Below are 19,200 nucleotides of genomic sequence, written 5' to 3' on the forward strand. Positions count from 1 at the left end.
AGGAAAAACTGACATGAGCGAGAAGAAAAAGATCGCGGTTCTGGGCGCCGGCGTCATGGGCACAGGTATTGCACAGACCTTTGCTATGGCAGGTCATGAGGTTAAGATTATCTATGTATATGATGACAAGCTGAGAGCAAAACCGATGGAGACAATGGAGACAGGACTTCGTGTTCTGGCGGATAATCAGGCTTTAGCGGAGGATAGAATTCCGGAGATTTTAGAGCGGGTTACCTGTACGGAAAGTCTAGAAGAAGCAGCAGCCTTTGCAGATGTCATCTTTGAGTGTATTGTAGAGAATCTGGCGGTGAAGCAGGACTATTTTGCCAAGCTGGACGCTATGTGCAAAGAGAGCACGATTCTGGCTACCAATACCTCCGCAATCAGCGTGACAGAAATTGCGGAAAAATCAATACATAAGGAAAGGATCATCGGAACGCACTTCTGGAATCCGGCATATTTGATGCCGCTGGTCGAAGTGATTAAGACTAGATATGTATCAGAAGATGTTGTGCATGAAACCTACGATCTCCTTGAAAAGGCTGGAAAGTGTCCGGTCATCGTACAGAAGGACGTTCCGGGATTCCTTGCCAATAGAATGCAGCACGCGTTGTTCAGAGAAGCGATTTCTATCGTGGAAAACGGAATCGCGACGGCTGAAGATGTAGATAAAGCAATCAAATACGGCTTTGGCATGCGTCTTGGTGTGCGCGCGCCGATGGAAGTCATCGATGCAGGCGGTACAGATTTGACTTACAGTATTCACGAATATCTGTTTCCTCACATCGAGAACAGTACAGAACCGTCAAAGCTACTGAAGGAAAAGCTGGAAGAAGGTAAGCTGGGCTTTAAGAGCGGCGAGGGTTTTATGAAGTGGAGCCAGTCGGATATTGAAAAATCACAGAAGGATCTCATAGAGGGTCTCATTAAAGTGGCGAGAGCGTTGGATCGTCTGTAAATGGCAGAATCGGCTTACAGCCGCATTTAGAAGGAGGAAATATTATGTCACTGATGACAGGGGCTGAATATATTGAAAGCCTGCGTAAATTAAACACCAGAGTATATATGTTTGGAGAGAAGATTGAGAACTGGGTCGATCATCCGGTCATTCGCCCGTCAATCAATTGTGTGGCTATGACCTATGAACTGGCACAGGATCCGGAGTATGCAGATTTGATGACCGCGAAATCCAGCATTACCGGAAAAACTATCAACCGGTTTACCCATCTGCATCAATCTACGGATGATCTCATCAAGAAGGTGAAGATGCAGCGTCTGCTGGGACAGAAAACAGCTTCTTGCTTCCAGCGCTGCGTAGGTATGGACGCATTTAACGCAGTGTATTCTACTACATATGAAATTGATGAGAAATACGGCACGGAGTACAATGGGCGTTTTCTGAAATTCCTGGAAATGGTTCAGGAGGAGGATTTGGTAGTTGACGGCGCGATGACAGACCCTAAGGGAGACCGGGCGAAAGCGCCGCATGAACAGGCGGATCCAGATCTTTATGTGCACATCGTAGAAAGACGGGGAGACGGTATTGTCGTCTGTGGCGCAAAAGCACATCAGACCGGCTCTATTAATTCTCACTGGCATATTATCATGCCGACCATCGCAATGCGGGAAGCGGATGCGGATTACGCAGTGTCCTTCGCATGCCCAAGCGACGCGGAAGGGTTGTTCATGATCTACGGAAGACAGTCCTGCGATACCAGAAAGCTGGAGGAAGGCGCGGATGTAGATCTAGGGAACAAGCAGTTTGGCGGACAGGAAGCCCTAGTGGTGTTCGATCATGTATTCATTCCGAACGAATATATTTTCATGGCGGGAGAATATGATTTCGCGGGAATGATGGTAGAACGTTTTGCCGGTTATCACAGACAGAGCTACGGTGGCTGTAAGGTCGGCGTCGGCGATGTTGTGATCGGCGCTGCTGCTGTAGCTGCTGAATATAACGGCGCGGAAAAAGCATCTGCTGTGAAGGATAAACTGATTGAAATGACGCATCTGAATGAGACGCTGTACTGCTGTGGTATCGCTTGCTCCAGTCAGGGACAGCAGACGAAGGCGGGCAATTACCAGATTGATCTGCTCCTTGCCAATGTGTGCAAACAGAATGTAACCAGGTTCCCTTACGAGATTGTCAGACTGGCGGAAGACATCGCAGGTGGTTTAATGGTTACCATGCCTTCGGAGAAAGACTTCAATTCTGCCACTGTGGCGGGCAGAAATGGTGAAACTATCGGTGAAATTTGCAATAAATACTTTGCAGGCAGACCAGAGGTTTCTACGGAAGATAGAATGCGAATCCTTCGTTTTCTGGAGAATATTTGTCTGGGCGCGTCTGCAGTGGGTTACAGAACAGAGTCTCTCCACGGCGCCGGTTCGCCGCAGGCACAGAGAATTATGATCGGCAGACAGGGTAACATTCAGGGTAAGAAAGAACTTGCTAAGAGAATTGCCGGCATAGAGAAATAATTTTTCTATCCTGCAGATTTTGACAAATTCAGCGCTCCCCTTTAGCTATACTGTAGTAGTACCAGCTAGAGGGGAGTCTTTATTTTGATCATTTACAGTGAATACCTTTTCATGGAAAATTTTATTGCAGGATGGATTATTACATTTTTTTCAGGAAAAATTTATGGGAGGGATATAGGTAAGCTTCGACTGTTGTTGTGCAGCGCCCTGTGTGGAGCGTTTTCATTCACTATGTTTTTGTCCGTAATGCCCGTTGTGTCATTTGCATTGAAAGCGCTGTTTACCATAGCGGCAGTAACAATTGCCTTCGGCCTGCAGAATCTGCGTCATACGATTGCTTCTGCAGCTGTTTTTTTCATGATCACTGTGCTCTATGGGGGTACGGCGATGGCTCTGCTTTCCGTTTTTGGATGGCAGGGCATTGCGAGCGGCCAGGGCTTATATATGCCGCGAGTTACATATTTGACAGTCAGTGCAGCGTCTGTTGCCGCGCTGCTATTTCTGCAATTATGTATTAGTCTGATCCGAACAAAGCGTCAGGCAGCCAGAACGTTAACTTTTGTAACAGTATCGATGGGAGACCGTCAGTGGAGGCTGACAGGTTTTATAGATTCGGGGAATTTGCTGCGCGAACCGTTATCCGGCAAGCCTGTAGCTTTGGTTGGTAAGACTTTGATGAAGGAAATGCTGGACGGTCTGACAGATGTGGACACTCGTTACGCGGCAATACCTTTCCGAGCTGTAGGAACCAACAGGGGATTGTTGGACGCCTGGCGGGCGGATTCTTTAGAATATACAGGCGGCAAAATAGAGCAGCCTATATTGGCGGTTTGGGGAGATGGAAATTTCCTTTCAGAGGAGAAGGAAAAGCAGATTCTTTTGCCGTCGGAGATGTTAGAAAGGGGTATTTATACTGATGTTGAATGAATTAAGACGCTTTTTTATAAGGATATTTGGAAAAAATGCTGAAAATGTATTCTATATTGGCGGCAGCGATGTACTGCCGCCGCCTCTTTCCAGGGAGGAAGAAAGGGAGATGCTTCAGGCCTACGCGAAGGGAAGTCAGGAAGCAAGGGCGATACTTATTGAGCGCAATTTGCGGCTTGTCGTATATATTGCGAAGAAATTTGAAAATGCAGGGGTTAATGTAGAGGACTTAATTTCTATTGGCACGATTGGTTTAATTAAAGCTGTCAATACTTTTAAGGTAGAGAAGAATATTAAACTTGCCACTTACGCGTCGCGGTGCATTGAAAATGAGATTCTTATGTATCTGCGCCGGGATGTGAAACGAAAAAGCGAGGTCTCTTTAGATGAGCCGCTGAATGTTGACTGGGATGGAAATGAATTGCTGCTATCGGATATTTTGGGTACTGAAAATGATGTGGTCAGCACGCATTTGGAGGAAGAAGTGAACCGAAAGCTGTTATATACAGCGCTGGATAAGCTTTCCTTGCGAGAAAAGCAGATTATGGATATGCGGTTTGGTTTGAAAAACGGCAAGGAGATGACGCAAAAGGAAGTTGCCGACGCTATGGGCATTTCTCAAAGTTACATATCGCGGTTGGAGAAAAAAATCATTGAACGTCTTCAACGGGAGGTGCAGAAACTGGGATAATTTGTTTCGCATGTTTTACACCGTCGAGCGCAATCTATACATATGAAACTATATAGAACAGGCTGGTGTGAATTATGGCGAACAAAGTAGAAATCTGCGGTGTAAATACCGCAAAGCTTCCGGTTTACAAGGACTATGAAATGCAGGAGATGCTTCTGGCGATTAAAGCCGGAGATATGGATGTAAGGGAAAAGTTTATTACGGGAAATCTGAGGCTGGTTTTGAGCGTGATCCAGAGATTTACAGGACGGGGAGAAAACCCTGACGACCTGTTTCAGGTAGGTTGTATCGGATTGATTAAGGCGCTGGATAACTTTGATTTGAGTCACGGTGTTAAGTTTTCAACCTACGCTGTACCGATGATTATCGGTGAAGTGCGCCGGTATCTGCGGGATAACAACAGTATCAGAGTATCCCGATCTTTAAGAGACATTGCATATAAGGCGTTGCAGGCGAGAGAACGGCTTTCTAATGAGCTTTCTCGAGATCCTTCTATCACTGAGATTGCGGAAGATATTGAGGTTCCCCGTGAAGACGTCGTTCTGGCATTGGATTCTATTCAAGAACCGATATCTTTGTTTGAACCGTTGTTCCATGACGATGGAGACGCGGTTTATGTTATGGATCAGGTGCAAGATACGAAGAATACTGACGAACGATGGATAGAGAATATTTCCCTGTCAGAAGCAATGAACAAATTGTCTCCGAGAGAAAAGCATATTCTGCAGATGCGCTTTTTCGAGGGGAAGACACAGATGGAAGTGGCAGAGGAGATTTCAATTAGCCAGGCCCAGGTATCAAGACTTGAGAAAAACGCGTTGAAATATATGCGGAAATATGTTTGAGACCTAACCCGATTGTTCCGATGCGTAAGCAGAAGGAAGAATCGTTGGTAGGTCCAACGTCAGGGTTTCCCAAGAAGCCAAGGCGCAGCCGCAGGTTGATTGGAAGAAACCTACGGCGAGAGAAAAAGCTAACCCGATTGTTCCGATGCGTAAGCAGAAGGAAGAATCGTTGGTAGGTCCAACGTCAGGGTTTCCCAAGAAGCCAAGGCGCAGCCGCAGGTTGATTGGAAGAAACCTACGGCGAGAGAAAAACCTATTCCTATAGCTGTTTCATATGATGAATTTTGGCGGTGATAGAGATGGTTTCGTAGAAATCCATATCACTTTTTCCATAGGGAATCAGCTCTTTCAGTTTGCCAATACGATAGCGGATGGTATTTTCGTGTACGAACATAGCCTCCGCTGTTTTTTTGCAGTCCATCTGATATGCTGTGAACGTGAGCATGGTATCCAGTAGGCAGGTGTTGTTTTGGGCGTCAGATTCTAAAATCGGCAGGGTGATATCCTGGTAAAACTGTTCCAGGGACGGACTGCCCAAAAGATCCGCCAGAATGCGGGCGACGCCCAGTTCACTGTACATGATTCTCCCTTGCTGATCGGGGCTGCCGGCAGTGATACAGAGCAGACTTTCTGCAATCGCTCTGCCTGTGTCGTCCAGCTTGTGGGGATTGCTGATACCAATCCGAGCGCCCTGTAAGGCGGTATAAATCTGCGACGCGGTATGCTGTACCGTTTTAGAAGCTGCGTCGGCTCTGCTGTCGGAATAGGAGAGGAGAAACAGAATCCCACCGCGAAATTCTGCAGCAAAATGCCTGAGATCACGAATTACCGAAGACATGAGATTGACCTTGGTACTTGGCGGAAGCGTTTGATCTGTTTGCGCAAAGAGCGCCGTAATATTTTGCTGAAAGGAGGGATTCAGCTCCTGCAGCAAACGCCTTTTTTTATCGGAGGAACTGCTGCGGCTTAAGATGGTTTCTAGTTTTTCTTCTATGGTATTCTTCTGTTCCATGGCGATTTTACATTCCATGATACTTGCGATCACCAACGAATAGGGCGTACGGCAGTCCAGAAAAATAACCGGAAGTCCCGCCTCGTCGCAAAGGGCTGTCGCTTCCCGCGGCAGAGTATGCATATATTCATCAAAGACAATCAGGGCAGCGCTTTTTTGGGAGATCAGATAGCGCAGTGTATGCATGATATAATCGGTGTCGTCTTTGCCATAGTAAAAGAACGTCAGATAGACATCTCCGGGAAAGAGCTGAATGTCGGTATCAATCTCGCTGATAGGATTGTCGTAAACGTTGATATAATGAATTTCATTTTGCAGTCCGCTTTTGCCTGCAGCCAGACGGTAGTCGCTGAAGATGTCCAGATGAAGGATGTCCGAAACGGTGATTTTTTTCATTTTTTGCCTCTTTTCGACAGTGGTATTTGTATAAATTATAAATGAAAATGGAGAAAAAGCAATACTAGATTGTGAAAACCACAAAAATAAGCGGTATTTATTCGTAGCGCCCATAATGACAAGTTATCTGAAAATTGATATGATTGGTGCAATCAAAGAAAAGGAGTTTTTACTATGTCTGAAGAAAACAAGAAGTCAATGGAGGACTTTGCTCTGGAACGAGTAAAGCCTGAGGACCGAAAAGGCTGGGTTTCACTGGCAGCTGTGCAGACCGGCCTGTTTATCTGTGTACCGAGCCTTTTGCTGGGCGCGATTCTGTCAGCGTCTATGCCGCTGTGGCAAGCCCTTGCAGCGGGAATTATCGGATATCTGCTTACGATTTTCATCTCTTTCTTTCTGGGGATGCAGGGAGCAGATTTGGGGATTCCCAGTGCAGTGATTACTTGCTCTACTTTCGGGACAAAGGGTGCAAGAATTTTAATCAGTTCTCTGCTTGCCATCTCGATGATCGGCTGGTTCGGCATCAACTGCAACGTATGCGGCGAAGCCTTTTCCAACCTGATGCACATCGCGACCGGCGTAGAAATTCCGGTGAGTATATCCTCTATCGCATGGGGCGTCATTATGCTGCTGAGCGCCGTATTCGGCATGAACGCGCTGAAAAAGCTGGATTCTGTTTCCATTCCGCTGCTGGTAATCATTATGGTACTCGGTACGGTCATGGCGTTCAGAAAATTTGGATCAGCAGGACTTGCCGTAGAAGTAGAACAGTCTATGACCATGATGCAGGGTATCGGACTTTCCTTTAGCTTTACAGCGGTCGCAGCGGTCACTTGCTCCGATATCACCAGATTCCAGAAGAGCAGAAAAGAAACCATTAAGTCCACATTCTGGGGCATTCTGCCTGCAGCCATTTTTACCCTGGTGCTAGGCATTTTGATGACAAAGGTAGCGGCGGATTACGATATTTCTTCGGTACTGGCAACGGTAGGACTGCCGTTTCTGGGGATTATCGTACTGATTCTGGCAACCTGGACCACCAATTCCCTCAACGCATATTCTGCGGGACTGGATGTGGTGATGACCTTTAATCTGCCGGATAACAAGAGAAAGCTGGCGACCCTGGTGACCGGTCTTGTAGGCATCGTCCTGGCAGTGCTGGGCATTCTGGGCCACATTGAATCATTCCTGAGCCTGCTGTCCTATGTGTTCTCCGCCATGGGCGGCGTCATGATGGCGGACTACTGGATTGTTGGAAAAGGGAAACCGGAAAGCTGGCACAGAGTGGAAGGCTTCAACTGGACAGGTATTCTTTCGACGATCATTGCCATCGCCATTGCTGCTTTTGTGGTCAAGGTCGACTACTCTGGTCTGCTCTGGGGACTGATCGTTTACCTGATTGTAGAGAAATTCATTCCGTCAAAGTCGAGAGAACTGGACGGAACCGTAGAATAGTTTAGAAAGATATGAGGAGGATAACATCATGAGAAAGCTAGAAAAACAGGAAATTATTGATCTTCTTTACGGCTGCACCATCGTAGGCACCGGCGGAGGCGGCGATCTGGATCTGGGACTTCGTACCATGGAAGAAGACTTTGCCCAGGGTAAGGATCTGTACATGGCAAGTGTGGATGAGGTACCTGATGATGCTTACATCGCAGTGCCGTACATGTGCGGCTCTCCGGCTTCCCTGGAAGGCGGCGGAGAGGAATATGCTCATCTGCCACTGCTGGGATATCCGGAATCTCTGCTGGCGTTCCGCACCTTAGAGGATTACTTCGGTCAGAAGTTTTTCGGCGCGGTTTCTACGGAGCTGGGCGGTGCGAATACGGCATTTGCCCTTCACGCAGCCTGCCAGCTGGGTGTGCCGATTATTGATGCGGACCCGGCAGGTCGTTCTGTGCCGGAACTGCAGCACAGCACCTTCTTTGTAAAGGACATTCCGATGGCGCCCATTGCACTGGCGACCCAGTTTGGCGACGCTATGATTGTAAAGGATATTGTGGACGACATGCGTGCAGAAGACATTGTTAGAAGCGTAGCTGTTGCCAGCGGAAATAAAATTGGCGTGGCAGATCATGCCATTACCGGAAAGCAGCTCCGCGGCGCGATTATTCCAAATGCCTTGTCTTACACGTTGAAGCTGGGTGAGGCTCTTCGGAAAGCAAGAGAAAATGGAGAGGATGTTGCGGAAAAGGTTTGTGAGGCAGGAAACGGCAAAGTGCTGTTCCGCGGTATCGTGAAAGAGTGGAAGGTAGAAGAAACCGGCGGTTTCATCTATGGAGATACCGTGCTTGCGGGCACCGGCGCATATGAGGGGCATGAATACAAGGTTTGGTATAAGAATGAACATTTGGTTTCTTATCTGGACGGTGAAGTGGATATTACAGTGCCGGATCTGATCTGCGTAGTAGATAAAGACGGCACACCGGTGACCAATCCAAACTATGAGAACGGCATGGAACTGACCGTATTTGTTCTGCCGGCGCCGGAAATCTGGAAAACCAAAAGAGGGCTTGAGGTCTTCGGTCCGAGAAGTTTCGGCTTTGATTTTGACTATGTACCTTTTAACGAAAGATAAGAGGCGCAGGTGATGAAGCTGAAATTTATCATTCCTGTGGTAGGAGATTATTCTGACTACAGCGAAGAACTTGCCGCGTATCTGAAGCCTCATCTGATGCCGGAAACGGAACTGGAATTTTCCAGTCTGCAATATGGGTTTGAAACGGTGGAGACAGAGCTTGCCGGCATGGTAAACGGTAGCCAGGTCGTCATGGCAGTAAAGGATGATGGAAATTTTGACGGCGTCTTTGTGGACTGCTTTGATGATCCGGGCGTTTATGGTCTCAGGGAAATGGGACGTATCCCTGCCGTAGGACCTTATGAAGCGGCGGTAACGACGGCCCTTTCTCTTGGAGAGCGAATCGGCATCATTACTACCGATCAGGCAGGCATTTTGAATGAAGAAAAGAAGGCGCGAAATCTCGGTGTGTCAGACCGTATTGTTTCCATTCGCGCGCTGGATCTGATGGTGGAAAACATCAAAGTGGAAAAAGACACATTGCTTGCCGCTTTGGCGGATCTGTGTACGGAGATGGCAACACAGGATCGTGTCAGTGTGATCTGTCTTGGCTGCACAGCCATGTACTATATCTATGAGGATTTGCTGCAAATTCTTGCAGACAGGAAGGTTTGCGTCAATGTGATCGAACCAGTGCGAAACGGCTGTGTGGCGCTGGAATCCATGGTTCGGATGGGTTACAACAATTTTATTCCCGGCGGCGTATCCTTTGATACGCTACACTGGACGCAGGCAGAAGGGTAGACGCAGACAGCATTTTCGTGTATAATAAAATGCAAGGAACTATATATTGCAAAATATAGGAGGATTGTGCAAAATGATTGAGAGCTTACAGAAACTGCTCGCCGTTCCCAGTGTCACCGGAACGCCGGAGGTGTATGATGCCCTTGGCTGCGCACTAGGTATTTGCGAAGAACTGGGCTTCCGTACGAAATATGTGGACGGAAAGCTGGGCTATGCTGAGATCGGCGGGGGAGAAGAACTGATGGGGATTCTCTGTCATCTGGACGTGGTGCCTGCGGGAGAGGGATGGAACTTTCCGCCTTTTGCCGGTACGGTAAAGGGAGACCGCATTTATGGGCGTGGCGTGATGGACGATAAAGGGCCTGCTATGGCAGCGATTTATGCCATGAAGGATGTGCTGGATTCCGGAAGAAAGCTGAAAAAGCGAGTGCGTATCATCTTTGGCGTCATGGAGGAATGCGGCGACTGGGAAGATATGGAGTATTATAAATCCTGCGAGGAAATTCCATCTTTCGGATTCACGCCGGATGCTGACTTCCCTGCAATTTACGGAGAAAAAGGAATCCTGATGGCGGTATTATCCATGGATGCAGCTAAAGCCGGTTTTTCAGAGATTGCCGGCGGCGACGCGCCGAACATGGTAGCGGCGTGGGCAAAGGGCGTATTGCCGGATGGCACTGTTTTTTCTGAAACAGGAAAGGCAGCCCACGGCAGCACGCCGGAAGATGGAGAAAACGCTATCACCAAGCTGATGGAAAAGGCTGCCGCAAAAGACTGTCACTTTGCCAAAGTGTATATGGATAAAATCGGCTGGCGGCTGGACGGCTCCGGCTGCGGCATCGGTCTTTCTGATGCTGCCAGCGGCGGACTGACCTTTAATGCCGGAAAGATTTCCATGGAGGACGGAAAAGTGCAGCTGGCGGTGGATATTCGCTATCCGGTAACCTATGCGGAAGAAGATGTGGTTCAAAAGCTGCGGGAAAATTTCGCTGAGGCGGAGATTGCAGTGGAAATCGCAGCGGCGATGCAGCCGGTGTATATGGATCAAAACGGACCTGTGATCGGAAAGCTGATGGAAGCTTACGTGGAGGTGACCGGTGATGATACACCGCCGCAGCTGATCGGCGGCGGTACTTACGCCAGAGCCATGGAGAATATCGTAGCTTTCGGTCCGGCGTTTCCGGGCAGAGAGCTGACGGAACATCAAGCCAACGAGTGGATCTTTGTAGAGGATTTGGAAAAAGCACGGGAAATCTACCGGCTCGCCATCGAAAAACTAGCTTGTGAATAGATGAAAATCAAATAGGAACTGCTGCTTCTGCAGTTCCTATTTGATTGCGGTGCGCCCGCTGCATAGAACGAAGTGTTGCGTTTGCCGTGAGCATGATGAGACCGACTCTTGAAAAACAGGCAGTCAGATGGTATACTGATTGCATCATATTTATGAAAATGGAGCAAAGATTACTATGTTGAAGAATAAAACTGTTCTCTTAGGTGTTAGCGGAGGTATTGCGGCATACAAGTGCGCCTCTCTTGTCAGCAGTCTTGTAAAGGCAGGTTCAGAGGTACATGTGATTATGACGGAGCATGCCTGCAATTTTATCAATCCCATTACCTTTGAAACGCTGACAGGAAACAAGTGTATTGTAGATACCTTTGATCGGAATTTTCAGCACAGCGTGGAGCATGTGGCTCTGGCGAAGAAGGCTGATGTGTTTTTGGTCGCGCCAGCGACGGCGAACGTGATGGCAAAGCTGGCCCACGGACTGGCTGACGACATGCTGACGACAACCTTTCTGGCATCTACCTGTCCGAAAATCGTCGCGCCTGCCATGAACACCGCTATGTATGAAAATCCTATCACCCAGGATAATATGGAAATTTTACGGAGTTATGGCATCGAAGTGATTGCGGCGGCTTACGGCTATCTTGCCTGCGGTGACACAGGCAGCGGTAAAATGCCTGAACCAGAGGTGTTATTTGCATATATCGAAAAGGCCATTGCTCGTGAAAAGGATATGATAGGAAAACGAGTATTGGTTACTGCCGGTGCAACCAGAGAGCCTATGGATCCGGTGCGTTTCATTACCAACCATTCCAGCGGCAAGATGGGATTTGCTCTTGCCAGGGAGTGCATGCTGCGCGGCGCGGAGGTTACTGTGGTAAAAGCGGCGACAACAGCGCTTGTACCGATGTTTGTAGACGTAGTGCCGGTGGAAAGCGCGGCGGACATGTTTGAAGCAGTGGTTTCGCGAAGCAAAGACTCGGATATCATCATCAAAGCTGCCGCGGTCAGCGATTACACGCCTGTCAATGTCAGCGATCAGAAAGTGAAGAAGAAAGACGGCGACCTTTCCATTCCTATGAAACGAACCCAGGATATTTTAAAGTATCTGGGAGAGCATAAGCGGGAAGGGCAATTCCTCTGCGGCTTCTCTATGGAAACAGAAAATATGCTGGAGAACTCCAAAGCGAAGCTGGCGCGTAAAAACGCTGATATGATTGTGGCGAATAATCTGAAGGATGACGGCGCGGGATTTGGCACGGACACCAATCTTGTAACATTGATTACAAAGGAAGGCGCAGAGCCGCTTTCACTGATGGGAAAGGATCAGGTTTCAAAGGCCGTGGTGGATGCGATTTTGAGATCGATAGAGTAAACTCATAGTGATGATTGACAAATAGAATAACTGTGCTATAATAAAAATGCAACTGATTTGCAATTTCGATCTGGTTGCATTTTTAATTTGTCTTCGGAGCATCCTATTTGAAGTTGAATGGAGGAGAGCGGGCATGCTGGAGGTTGTTTTAGATGGATTTAAGGATAGTGTCAAACTGATCCCGTTTTTATTTTTAACCTATTTAGTTATGGGAATTTTACAGCATGCAGCAAGTGACAGGCCGCAGCGCTTGATAAAAAAGGCCGGTAAATTCGGGCCGTTATGGGGCGGTATTCTTGGGGCGTTTCCTCAGTGTGGATTTTCGGCTGCCGCCTCCTATTTCTATATGGGGAGAGTTTTGACACTGGGCACTTTGATTTCTATTTATATGTCGACCTCTGATGAAATGCTGCCGATTTTGATTTCCGAAAAGGTTGAGATAGGAACGATCGCGGGGATATTGGGAATGAAGATCGTGATTGGCATGATCAGTGGTTTTTTGATAGAGATTCTTTTCGGATGGCTGGCACGGAAGAAAAAAGCGCCGAAAAGCTTTGAACACTCCCAGGATAATTGCTGCAGCTGTGCGGGCAGTATATTTCAGGAGGCGGCGCATCATACGCTGAAGGTTTTTTTCTTTGTATTGATTATTTCCCTGGCAATTGGTTTTGTGATTTATATGGTTGGTGAGAATAGCTTAAAGGCTCTGTTTTCTAACGTTCCATTCGTTGGCGAGGCCATAGCGGGATTGGTAGGTTTGATTCCCAACTGTGCCGCTTCAGTGATTATTACGCAGCTATATTTGGACGGTATTATTACAGCGGGGCCTATGATGAGCGGACTTTTGGTGAGCGCCGGCGTAGGACTTCTGGTATTGTTTAAAGAAAATCATCACATGAAGGAAAACCTGATCATTGCAGCGTTTCTCTATGGCGGCAGCGTTGCATGGGGCGTGGTGATTGATTTTTCAGGCATTACATTTTAGAGGGAGCATGTAGACATGATGAAACGAGAGTATAAGACCCATAACAGAGCAAAAATCAAAGAATTTTTGAAAGAGAACTGCGACAGGTCAGTGACTGTTCGGGAGATTGACGCGCATCTGCAGGCTCTGGACTGTCCTGTCAATGTGACTACCATTTATCGTTATCTGGATAAATTGGAAAAAGACGGACATCTGATGAAATATACTGGGGAAAAAGGAGATAAAGCAACTTATCAGATCATAGAGCCAGAGCAGGGATGCGACGCGCATCTTCATCTTCAATGTGTCAGCTGCGGTGCGGTGATACATTTGAATTGCAGCTTTATGGAGGAGATAGCAGATCATATCAGCCAGGAGCATGAATTCTCTCTGCAGTGCAGGGGGTCTGTTATTTATGGGCTCTGCAGCAAATGCCGTCCGGAGCAAAGAGCGCATCGGCAGGCCGCGGGGAGAGACGGATGCAAGAAATAATCCTGTAATTATGAACGAAAAAATAAATAAAACAGGCGCAGCATATAGTCGAAAGTGCATACATATAATGAGAGGCAAGATAGGAAAGGTGTGATTCATGCATGGACGAATATGACGGGCCGTGTAATTTTATGAAATATTTCGGCATTGTTCAGTTGTTTTTAACTGAACTGTGCCTTTTTGTGTTTTTTGGTAATACTAAAATCAAATGGAAGTTGGAGGATGAAATATGTTAGGCGCGTTGTTTTTACAAGTGATATTGATTTTTTTAAACGCTACGTTTGCAAGTGCGGAGATTGCCGTTATATCTATGAATGATACACGACTGCTGGCAAAGGCAGAGCGTGGTGATAAGCGAGCCATGCGATTGTTTAGGCTGACGCGGCAGCCGGCCAGATTTCTCGCTACGATTCAGGTGGCAATCACGTTAGCGGGACTTCTAGGCAGCGCTTTTGCTGCTGAAAGCTTTGCAGAACCTCTGGTAAAGCAGATATCTGCAGTTGTGCCGCAGATATCCGTATCTGTGTTAAAATCGGTGTCTGTAATTTTAATTACGCTCATTCTGGCTTATTTCAATCTGGTATTTGGCGAACTAGTTCCTAAACGCATCGCGATGAAAAAGGCTGAAGCCTTAGGCCTTGCTCTGTCGGGTCTGCTTCACGGTGTATCAAAGGTATTTGCGCCGCTGGTGTTTTTGCTGACGCTGTCTACAAACGGCGTCCTCAGACTTTTGGGAATTGATCCGGAAGAAGATGAGGAAAAGGTATCAGAAGAAGAAATTCGAATGATGCTGACAGCAGGAAACAAACAGGGAATTATTGATGAGGATGAAAGTCAGATCATTGAGAATGTGTTTGAGTTCGACGATATTACAGCGGAACAGATTTGTACTCATAGAGTTGATATCGCTTGTTTGGATACGGAAGATGATATGCAAGCCTGGGAGAAGATCATTTATGAAGGCAGATATACTTATTATCCCGTTTGTTCAGGAAATATTGATGAAATCGTAGGCGTTTTAGACACAAAGGATTATTTTCGCATAGAGGCAAAGGATCAAGCTGAGATTGTAAAAAAAGCGGTCAAAAAGGCATATTTCATACCTGAAACGATGAAGGCCAATGTGTTGTTTCGCAATATGAGGAAAAAAAGATGCTATTTTGCCTTGGTGATTGATGAATACGGCGGATTATCAGGCATTGTAACACTGCATGATTTAATGGAAGCATTAGTGGGGGATCTTTATGATGCGGAAGATCAAAGAGAGGAAACGATTCGCTATTTAGGTGAGAATCGATGGGAGGTCTATGGCTGCGCGGATGTTAGCGAGGTGAGCCAGGCGTTAGGTGTTTCGCTGCCAGAAAAGCTATATGATACTTTCGGCGGTTTTCTTTGTGGAATTTTGGATGAGATACCGGAAGATGGAGCGGAACTGTTTGTAGAAACAGAATGTTTAAGAATTCAGATTCTCAGTGTTGAGAATCACAGGATTGGAGTTACCACTGTAGAGAAAAAGAACGAAATCCCTGAGAAATCACCTGGACAAAATTAACGTTTTACAAAATGTCTCCAAGCTTTTTCGTGCGCTTGTAAGGTTTGTGCTTTGTGAAGAAGACATTGTTGCTGTTCATCTGTCAATCTGCTGAAAATACTGAGAAGACGAGGAAGTTGGTTATCCGTGTAGTCGGTAAAGAGAATATGATCAGAGAAGGATTTTTTAGGATCTCCGAGCAAGGTGTCTATTGTGATTCCGTAAAACTGGGCGAGATCCATAAGGCTTTCTGTATGCGGTATCATTCTGCCGGTTTCATATTGAACATATGTGCAGCGGCATACATGGAGAACCTTAGCTATATCGGATTGTGTATAGCCGAAAACCGTTCGGATATACCGCAGGTTTTCGGCTATTTGCGAGTTTCGGTCTTTGTTCTCCAAGTTGGCTACCTCCTGTTCATGGAATCCTTTCTATATATAAAGAGACGTTAGTCTAAGGAAAAGTTTCACTTTTTTTCGACAAATTTCGAGATTTGTTGGATTTCCAGACAAAGCCGAAGTTTTGATATTTGCGGATGTTAAATGTCATATTTATAATGAGGCATATAGAATGTAACAGGAGGCAGGAGATTGATGAACATATGGAATCATAAATTAGGCAGAATGGCTTTTTCAAAAGCGATAGACGCGTCATATGGCAAAATGGGAAGGGACCGGCAGAAGGTTATCAGCGATATGCTTCGTATGGCGGAAGGATATGTTGAGAAAACAGATGTAGATATCGATTTTGATCGGCTGCAAAGGCTTACAATGGATGAAAACAGCGCGCTTTCTAAATACATTGGAAGATTTTTTGAAGAACTGGATAAGAACGTTTTGAAGACGGCGATTTTGAACCTGGGCTACGAGGCGATGTTTTGCGGTACGAAAACGATGGAGGACGCTCGTAAAGAGCATGACTGCAATGTACCGTGGCTGATTTTAATGGATCCAACCAGCGCCTGCAATCTTCAATGTGTCGGTTGCTGGGCTGCAGAATATGGTAATAAGCTGAACCTGACTTTTAAGGAAATGGATCGCGTGATCCGGCAGGGCAAGGAGCTGGGGATCTATTTTTACATGTACACTGGTGGAGAACCTTTGGTGCGAAAGGATGATTTAATCAGATTATGTGAAACGCATCCAGATTGTGCGTTTATGGCTTTTACCAATGGCACGTTGGTAGATCAGGCGTTTTGCGATCAGCTGAAGCAGGTAGGAAATCTGTATCTTGCTATTAGCCTAGAAGGCAGCGAGGAGGTTAATGACCTGCGGCGTGGAAATGGCGTTTACAGCAAAGTTATGCGCGCCATGGATTTATTGAAAAAGAATGGATGTCTTTTTGGAACGTCTATTTGCTATACCCGTCAAAATATAGAAAAGGTAACATCTGATGATTTTATTCATATGGAGATAGAGAAAGGTGTGAAATTTTCGATGTATTTTCACTATATGCCTGTAGGCAGCGACGCTTCAACTGATTTGCTGCCTACGGCCGAACAGCGTCTGTATATGTACCGCCGCGTTAGAGAGATACGGGATATGGAAGAAGGGCAAGGTATGTTCTGCTTTGACTTTCAAAATGACGGAGAATATGTGGGAGGCTGCATTGCGGGAGGCAGAAACTATTTTCATATCAATGCTAACGGCGATGCTGAACCGTGTGTATTTGTTCATTACTCTAACGCAAATATAAAAGAAAACAGTTTGCTTGAAATTCTCCATTCACCTATTTTTATGGCGTATCACGATAATCAGCCTTTTAATGACAATCATTTAAGGCCATGTCCTATGCTGGAGAATCCGGATATTCTGCCGGAGCTGGTAAGGAAAACCGGCGCAAAATCTACGGATCTTGCATCTCCGGAGACGGCGGAGTCGCTGTGCGGTAAATGCCGGGGTTATGCTGATACGTGGAAGACTGCGGCAGACACCCTTTGGTCAAAAAGGGAAAAATAATGGATTTTGACGTGAAAGCTGTCCTGCGAGGCGGCTTTCTTTTTCTTTTGACATGCGATAACAGATAAAACCTGTTGAAGAAACGCGCGGCAGGTGCTATACTGGGATAGTAATGAATCTTAACGGAGGTAGAAGATGATCTATACAAAAGAAGTCGAGAACATGTGCATCGTGAACAGGGATGCCAATCATGGACCTGCCCCGATTCCGGAAGAAGGAAAATGGGTGCAGGCGAAGGAAATCAAGGACATTTCTGGTCTGACCCATGGTGTGGGTTGGTGCGCGCCGCAGCAGGGCGCCTGCAAGCTGACGTTGAATGTGAAGGATGGCATTATCCAGGAAGCACTGATCGAGACGCTGGGATGTTCCGGTATGACTCACTCTGCGGCTATGGCAGGTGAGATTCTGGTCGGAAAGACCATTTTGGAAGCGCTGAACACAGATTTGGTCTGTGATGCAATTAATACAGCAATGCGGGAGCTGTTCCTGCAAATTGTTTATGGCAGAAGCCAGTCGGCATTTTCGGAAGGAGGACTTGCCGTTGGCGCGGGACTTGAGGATCTTGGTAAAGGAACCAGAAGTCAGGTGGGAACCATCTTCTCCACTGCGGCAAAGGGACCTAGATATCTGGAATTAGCAGAAGGCTATATTCTGGAAGAGGGTTTGGACGAGAACGACAATATTATCGGATATAAATACGTAAATCTGGGACGCATGATGGATTTCATCAAGGACGGCGTAGACCCTATGGAAGCCATTGAAAAAGCCAGCGGCGAATATGGCAGATTTAGCGAAGCGGTCAAGAAGATCGATCCGCGGAAGGAATAGGAGGAGTCAGGGATGGAATTGTTTGAAAACTATGATAGAAGGATCGCCGGAATCGAGGCGGTTATGAAAGAATACGGAATCAAGGATCTGGAAGAAGCGCGTAAGATGTGCACAGATAAAGGCTTTGATCCATATGAAATTGCAAAGGGCATTCAGCCGATCTGTTTTGAGGATGTCTGCTGGGCATATGTGCTCGGCGCTGCCATTGCTATGAAAAAGGGCGCGGTGACTGCGGCGGAAGCAGCAAAGGCCATCGGTGAGGGATTGCAGGCATTTTGCATTCCAGGCTCTGTGGCTGATGACAGAAAGGTCGGAATTGGTCATGGCAATTTGGCCTCTATGCTGCTCAGTGAGGAAACGGAGTGCTTTGCTTTTCTTGCAGGTCACGAATCCTTTGCGGCGGCAGAAGGCGCGATCGGTATCGCCAACTCAGCTAACAAGGTCAGAACAAAACCTCTGCGGGTTATTCTGAACGGTCTTGGAAAGGACGCCGCCCTGATTATTTCCAGAATCAACGGATTCACATATGTGCAGACGGAATTTGATTTCTATACAGGCGAACTGAAGATTGTTAAGGAAACGCCGTATTCTAAAGGCGACCGCGCTAAGGTAAAGTGCTATGGCGCTTTTGACGTAAGAGAAGGCGTTGCTATCATGCATCACGAAAATGTAGACGTGTCTATTACTGGAAATTCTACTAATCCGACGAGATTCCAGCATCCTGTTGCGGGAACCTATAAGAAGGAGCGGGTTCTGGAAGGCAAGAAGTATTTCTCTGTTGCGTCGGGCGGAGGTACAGGAAGAACGTTGCATCCGGACAACATGGCGGCAGGACCTTCTTCCTACGGTATGACGGATACCATGGGAAGGATGCATTCCGACGCGCAGTTCGCGGGCTCATCTTCTGTGCCTGCACATGTTGAAATGATGGGATTCTTGGGTATGGGCAACAACCCGATGGTTGGCGCAAGCGTGGCTGTCGCGGTTGCCGTGCAGGAAGCTTGTAAGGGTTGAGAAACCGATTTTTATAGTAGATAAAACGACTTCGGGAGATTTTCCCGAAGTCGTTTTTTCACGTCTGATACAG

General features: G+C 46.9%; 18 protein-coding genes. 16 read left to right on the forward strand and 2 right to left on the reverse strand.

Translation table 11 applies throughout. The features are described from left to right. Window positions 1–13: 13 nt before the first annotated feature. The 5 genes from ACPW7J_RS04935 (at window position 14) to sigG (ending at window position 4,944) form a co-directional block, all read left to right on the forward strand. Window positions 14–958 carry a 3-hydroxyacyl-CoA dehydrogenase family protein gene (locus tag ACPW7J_RS04935; protein WP_425756982.1) on the forward strand — a complete coding sequence of 315 codons (945 nt, stop codon included), beginning with the start codon at window positions 14–16 and terminating at the stop codon, window positions 956–958. Window positions 959–1,002: 44 nt separating this feature from the next. Beyond that, a complete protein-coding gene (locus tag ACPW7J_RS04940; protein WP_425756984.1) occupies window positions 1,003–2,481 on the forward strand; it encodes a 4-hydroxyphenylacetate 3-hydroxylase family protein in 1,479 nt (492 codons plus the stop codon). A gap of 111 nt (window positions 2,482–2,592) precedes the next feature. Next, window positions 2,593–3,408 (forward strand): sigma-E processing peptidase SpoIIGA, encoded by an 816-nt coding sequence (locus ACPW7J_RS04945; protein ID WP_425757497.1) that lies wholly within the window; start codon window positions 2,593–2,595, stop codon window positions 3,406–3,408. Further along, window positions 3,392–4,099, forward strand: a complete 708-nt coding sequence (gene sigE, locus ACPW7J_RS04950) for an RNA polymerase sporulation sigma factor SigE (protein ID WP_425757499.1) — start codon at window positions 3,392–3,394, stop codon at window positions 4,097–4,099. The genes ACPW7J_RS04945 and sigE overlap by 17 nt, the downstream gene beginning before the upstream one ends. Before the next feature lie 74 nt (window positions 4,100–4,173). Beyond that, the gene (sigG, locus tag ACPW7J_RS04955; RefSeq protein WP_202623972.1) at window positions 4,174–4,944 is read left to right on the forward strand and encodes an RNA polymerase sporulation sigma factor SigG; all 771 of its coding nucleotides are present in this window, start codon (window positions 4,174–4,176) and stop codon (window positions 4,942–4,944) included. Between the two features lie 259 nt (window positions 4,945–5,203). Here the strand turns inward: sigG and ACPW7J_RS04960 are convergent, their stop codons facing one another. After that, entirely contained in the window at window positions 5,204–6,352 is a 1,149-nt protein-coding gene (locus tag ACPW7J_RS04960) for a PucR family transcriptional regulator (RefSeq protein WP_425756987.1), read from the reverse strand. Window positions 6,353–6,526: 174 nt separating this feature from the next. Here ACPW7J_RS04960 and ACPW7J_RS04965 point away from each other — a divergent pair, with 174 nt between their 5' ends. From ACPW7J_RS04965 to ACPW7J_RS05000, 8 genes are all read left to right on the forward strand, one after another. Beyond that, window positions 6,527–7,807: a cytosine permease gene (locus ACPW7J_RS04965; RefSeq protein ID WP_425756989.1), complete on the forward strand. Its 1,281-nt coding sequence runs from the start codon at window positions 6,527–6,529 to the stop codon at window positions 7,805–7,807. Between the two features lie 28 nt (window positions 7,808–7,835). After that, window positions 7,836–8,933 carry a DUF917 domain-containing protein gene (locus ACPW7J_RS04970; RefSeq protein WP_424959443.1) on the forward strand — a complete coding sequence of 366 codons (1,098 nt, stop codon included), beginning with the start codon at window positions 7,836–7,838 and terminating at the stop codon, window positions 8,931–8,933. 12 nt (window positions 8,934–8,945) lie between these two features. Beyond that, a complete protein-coding gene (locus ACPW7J_RS04975) occupies window positions 8,946–9,677 on the forward strand; it encodes an aspartate/glutamate racemase family protein (RefSeq protein WP_424959444.1) in 732 nt (243 codons plus the stop codon). 73 nt (window positions 9,678–9,750) lie between these two features. Further along, the gene (locus ACPW7J_RS04980) at window positions 9,751–10,968 is read left to right on the forward strand and encodes a Sapep family Mn(2+)-dependent dipeptidase (RefSeq protein ID WP_424959445.1); all 1,218 of its coding nucleotides are present in this window, start codon (window positions 9,751–9,753) and stop codon (window positions 10,966–10,968) included. Between the two features lie 175 nt (window positions 10,969–11,143). Next, window positions 11,144–12,337, forward strand: coding sequence for a bifunctional phosphopantothenoylcysteine decarboxylase/phosphopantothenate--cysteine ligase CoaBC (gene coaBC, locus ACPW7J_RS04985; protein ID WP_424959446.1), 1,194 nt, complete (start codon window positions 11,144–11,146; stop codon window positions 12,335–12,337). Between the two features lie 133 nt (window positions 12,338–12,470). Further along, window positions 12,471–13,322: a putative manganese transporter gene (locus ACPW7J_RS04990; protein ID WP_424959447.1), complete on the forward strand. Its 852-nt coding sequence runs from the start codon at window positions 12,471–12,473 to the stop codon at window positions 13,320–13,322. A 15-nt stretch (window positions 13,323–13,337) separates the two neighbouring features. After that, window positions 13,338–13,793, forward strand: coding sequence for a Fur family transcriptional regulator (locus ACPW7J_RS04995; RefSeq protein ID WP_424959448.1), 456 nt, complete (start codon window positions 13,338–13,340; stop codon window positions 13,791–13,793). Between the two features lie 229 nt (window positions 13,794–14,022). Continuing rightward, the gene (locus tag ACPW7J_RS05000; protein WP_424959449.1) at window positions 14,023–15,345 is read left to right on the forward strand and encodes a hemolysin family protein; all 1,323 of its coding nucleotides are present in this window, start codon (window positions 14,023–14,025) and stop codon (window positions 15,343–15,345) included. Here ACPW7J_RS05000 and ACPW7J_RS05005 read toward each other — a convergent pair. Beyond that, window positions 15,342–15,728: a helix-turn-helix domain-containing protein gene (locus tag ACPW7J_RS05005; protein WP_161874536.1), complete on the reverse strand. Its 387-nt coding sequence runs from the start codon at window positions 15,726–15,728 to the stop codon at window positions 15,342–15,344. The genes ACPW7J_RS05000 and ACPW7J_RS05005 overlap by 4 nt on opposite strands. A 192-nt stretch (window positions 15,729–15,920) precedes the next feature. On the opposite strand from ACPW7J_RS05005, the gene ACPW7J_RS05010 reads away from it, so the two are divergent. The 3 genes from ACPW7J_RS05010 (at window position 15,921) to ACPW7J_RS05020 (ending at window position 19,127) form a co-directional block, all read left to right on the forward strand. Then, the gene (locus ACPW7J_RS05010) at window positions 15,921–17,285 is read left to right on the forward strand and encodes a radical SAM protein (protein WP_424959450.1); all 1,365 of its coding nucleotides are present in this window, start codon (window positions 15,921–15,923) and stop codon (window positions 17,283–17,285) included. A gap of 135 nt (window positions 17,286–17,420) precedes the next feature. Continuing rightward, the gene (locus ACPW7J_RS05015; protein ID WP_161874534.1) at window positions 17,421–18,113 is read left to right on the forward strand and encodes a hypothetical protein; all 693 of its coding nucleotides are present in this window, start codon (window positions 17,421–17,423) and stop codon (window positions 18,111–18,113) included. A gap of 12 nt (window positions 18,114–18,125) precedes the next feature. After that, window positions 18,126–19,127: a GGGtGRT protein gene (locus ACPW7J_RS05020; protein ID WP_161874533.1), complete on the forward strand. Its 1,002-nt coding sequence runs from the start codon at window positions 18,126–18,128 to the stop codon at window positions 19,125–19,127. The last annotated feature ends 73 nt before the right edge of the window (window positions 19,128–19,200 follow it).

The sequence above is a fragment of the Ihubacter sp. rT4E-8 genome (assembly GCF_049852125.1).
Classification (GTDB): Bacteria; Bacillota; Clostridia; order Peptostreptococcales; family Anaerovoracaceae; genus Senimuribacter.

Coding starts and splice junctions, on each gene's coding strand:
- ACPW7J_RS05010 (WP_424959450.1), top strand. CDS start 15,921: ATGAACATATGGAATCATAAATTAGGCAGAATGGCTTTTTCAAAAGCG.
- ACPW7J_RS04935 (WP_425756982.1), top strand. CDS start 14: ATGAGCGAGAAGAAAAAGATCGCGGTTCTGGGCGCCGGCGTCATGGGC.
- ACPW7J_RS04970 (WP_424959443.1), top strand. CDS start 7,836: ATGAGAAAGCTAGAAAAACAGGAAATTATTGATCTTCTTTACGGCTGC.
- ACPW7J_RS04975 (WP_424959444.1), top strand. CDS start 8,946: ATGAAGCTGAAATTTATCATTCCTGTGGTAGGAGATTATTCTGACTAC.
- sigG (WP_202623972.1), top strand. CDS start 4,174: ATGGCGAACAAAGTAGAAATCTGCGGTGTAAATACCGCAAAGCTTCCG.
- ACPW7J_RS05000 (WP_424959449.1), top strand. CDS start 14,023: ATGTTAGGCGCGTTGTTTTTACAAGTGATATTGATTTTTTTAAACGCT.
- ACPW7J_RS04965 (WP_425756989.1), top strand. CDS start 6,527: ATGTCTGAAGAAAACAAGAAGTCAATGGAGGACTTTGCTCTGGAACGA.
- ACPW7J_RS05020 (WP_161874533.1), top strand. CDS start 18,126: ATGGAATTGTTTGAAAACTATGATAGAAGGATCGCCGGAATCGAGGCG.
- ACPW7J_RS04990 (WP_424959447.1), top strand. CDS start 12,471: ATGCTGGAGGTTGTTTTAGATGGATTTAAGGATAGTGTCAAACTGATC.
- ACPW7J_RS05015 (WP_161874534.1), top strand. CDS start 17,421: ATGATCTATACAAAAGAAGTCGAGAACATGTGCATCGTGAACAGGGAT.
- ACPW7J_RS04960 (WP_425756987.1), bottom strand. CDS start 6,352: ATGAAAAAAATCACCGTTTCGGACATCCTTCATCTGGACATCTTCAGC.
- ACPW7J_RS04940 (WP_425756984.1), top strand. CDS start 1,003: ATGTCACTGATGACAGGGGCTGAATATATTGAAAGCCTGCGTAAATTA.
- ACPW7J_RS04995 (WP_424959448.1), top strand. CDS start 13,338: ATGATGAAACGAGAGTATAAGACCCATAACAGAGCAAAAATCAAAGAA.
- coaBC (WP_424959446.1), top strand. CDS start 11,144: ATGTTGAAGAATAAAACTGTTCTCTTAGGTGTTAGCGGAGGTATTGCG.
- ACPW7J_RS04980 (WP_424959445.1), top strand. CDS start 9,751: ATGATTGAGAGCTTACAGAAACTGCTCGCCGTTCCCAGTGTCACCGGA.
- ACPW7J_RS04945 (WP_425757497.1), top strand. CDS start 2,593: ATGGAAAATTTTATTGCAGGATGGATTATTACATTTTTTTCAGGAAAA.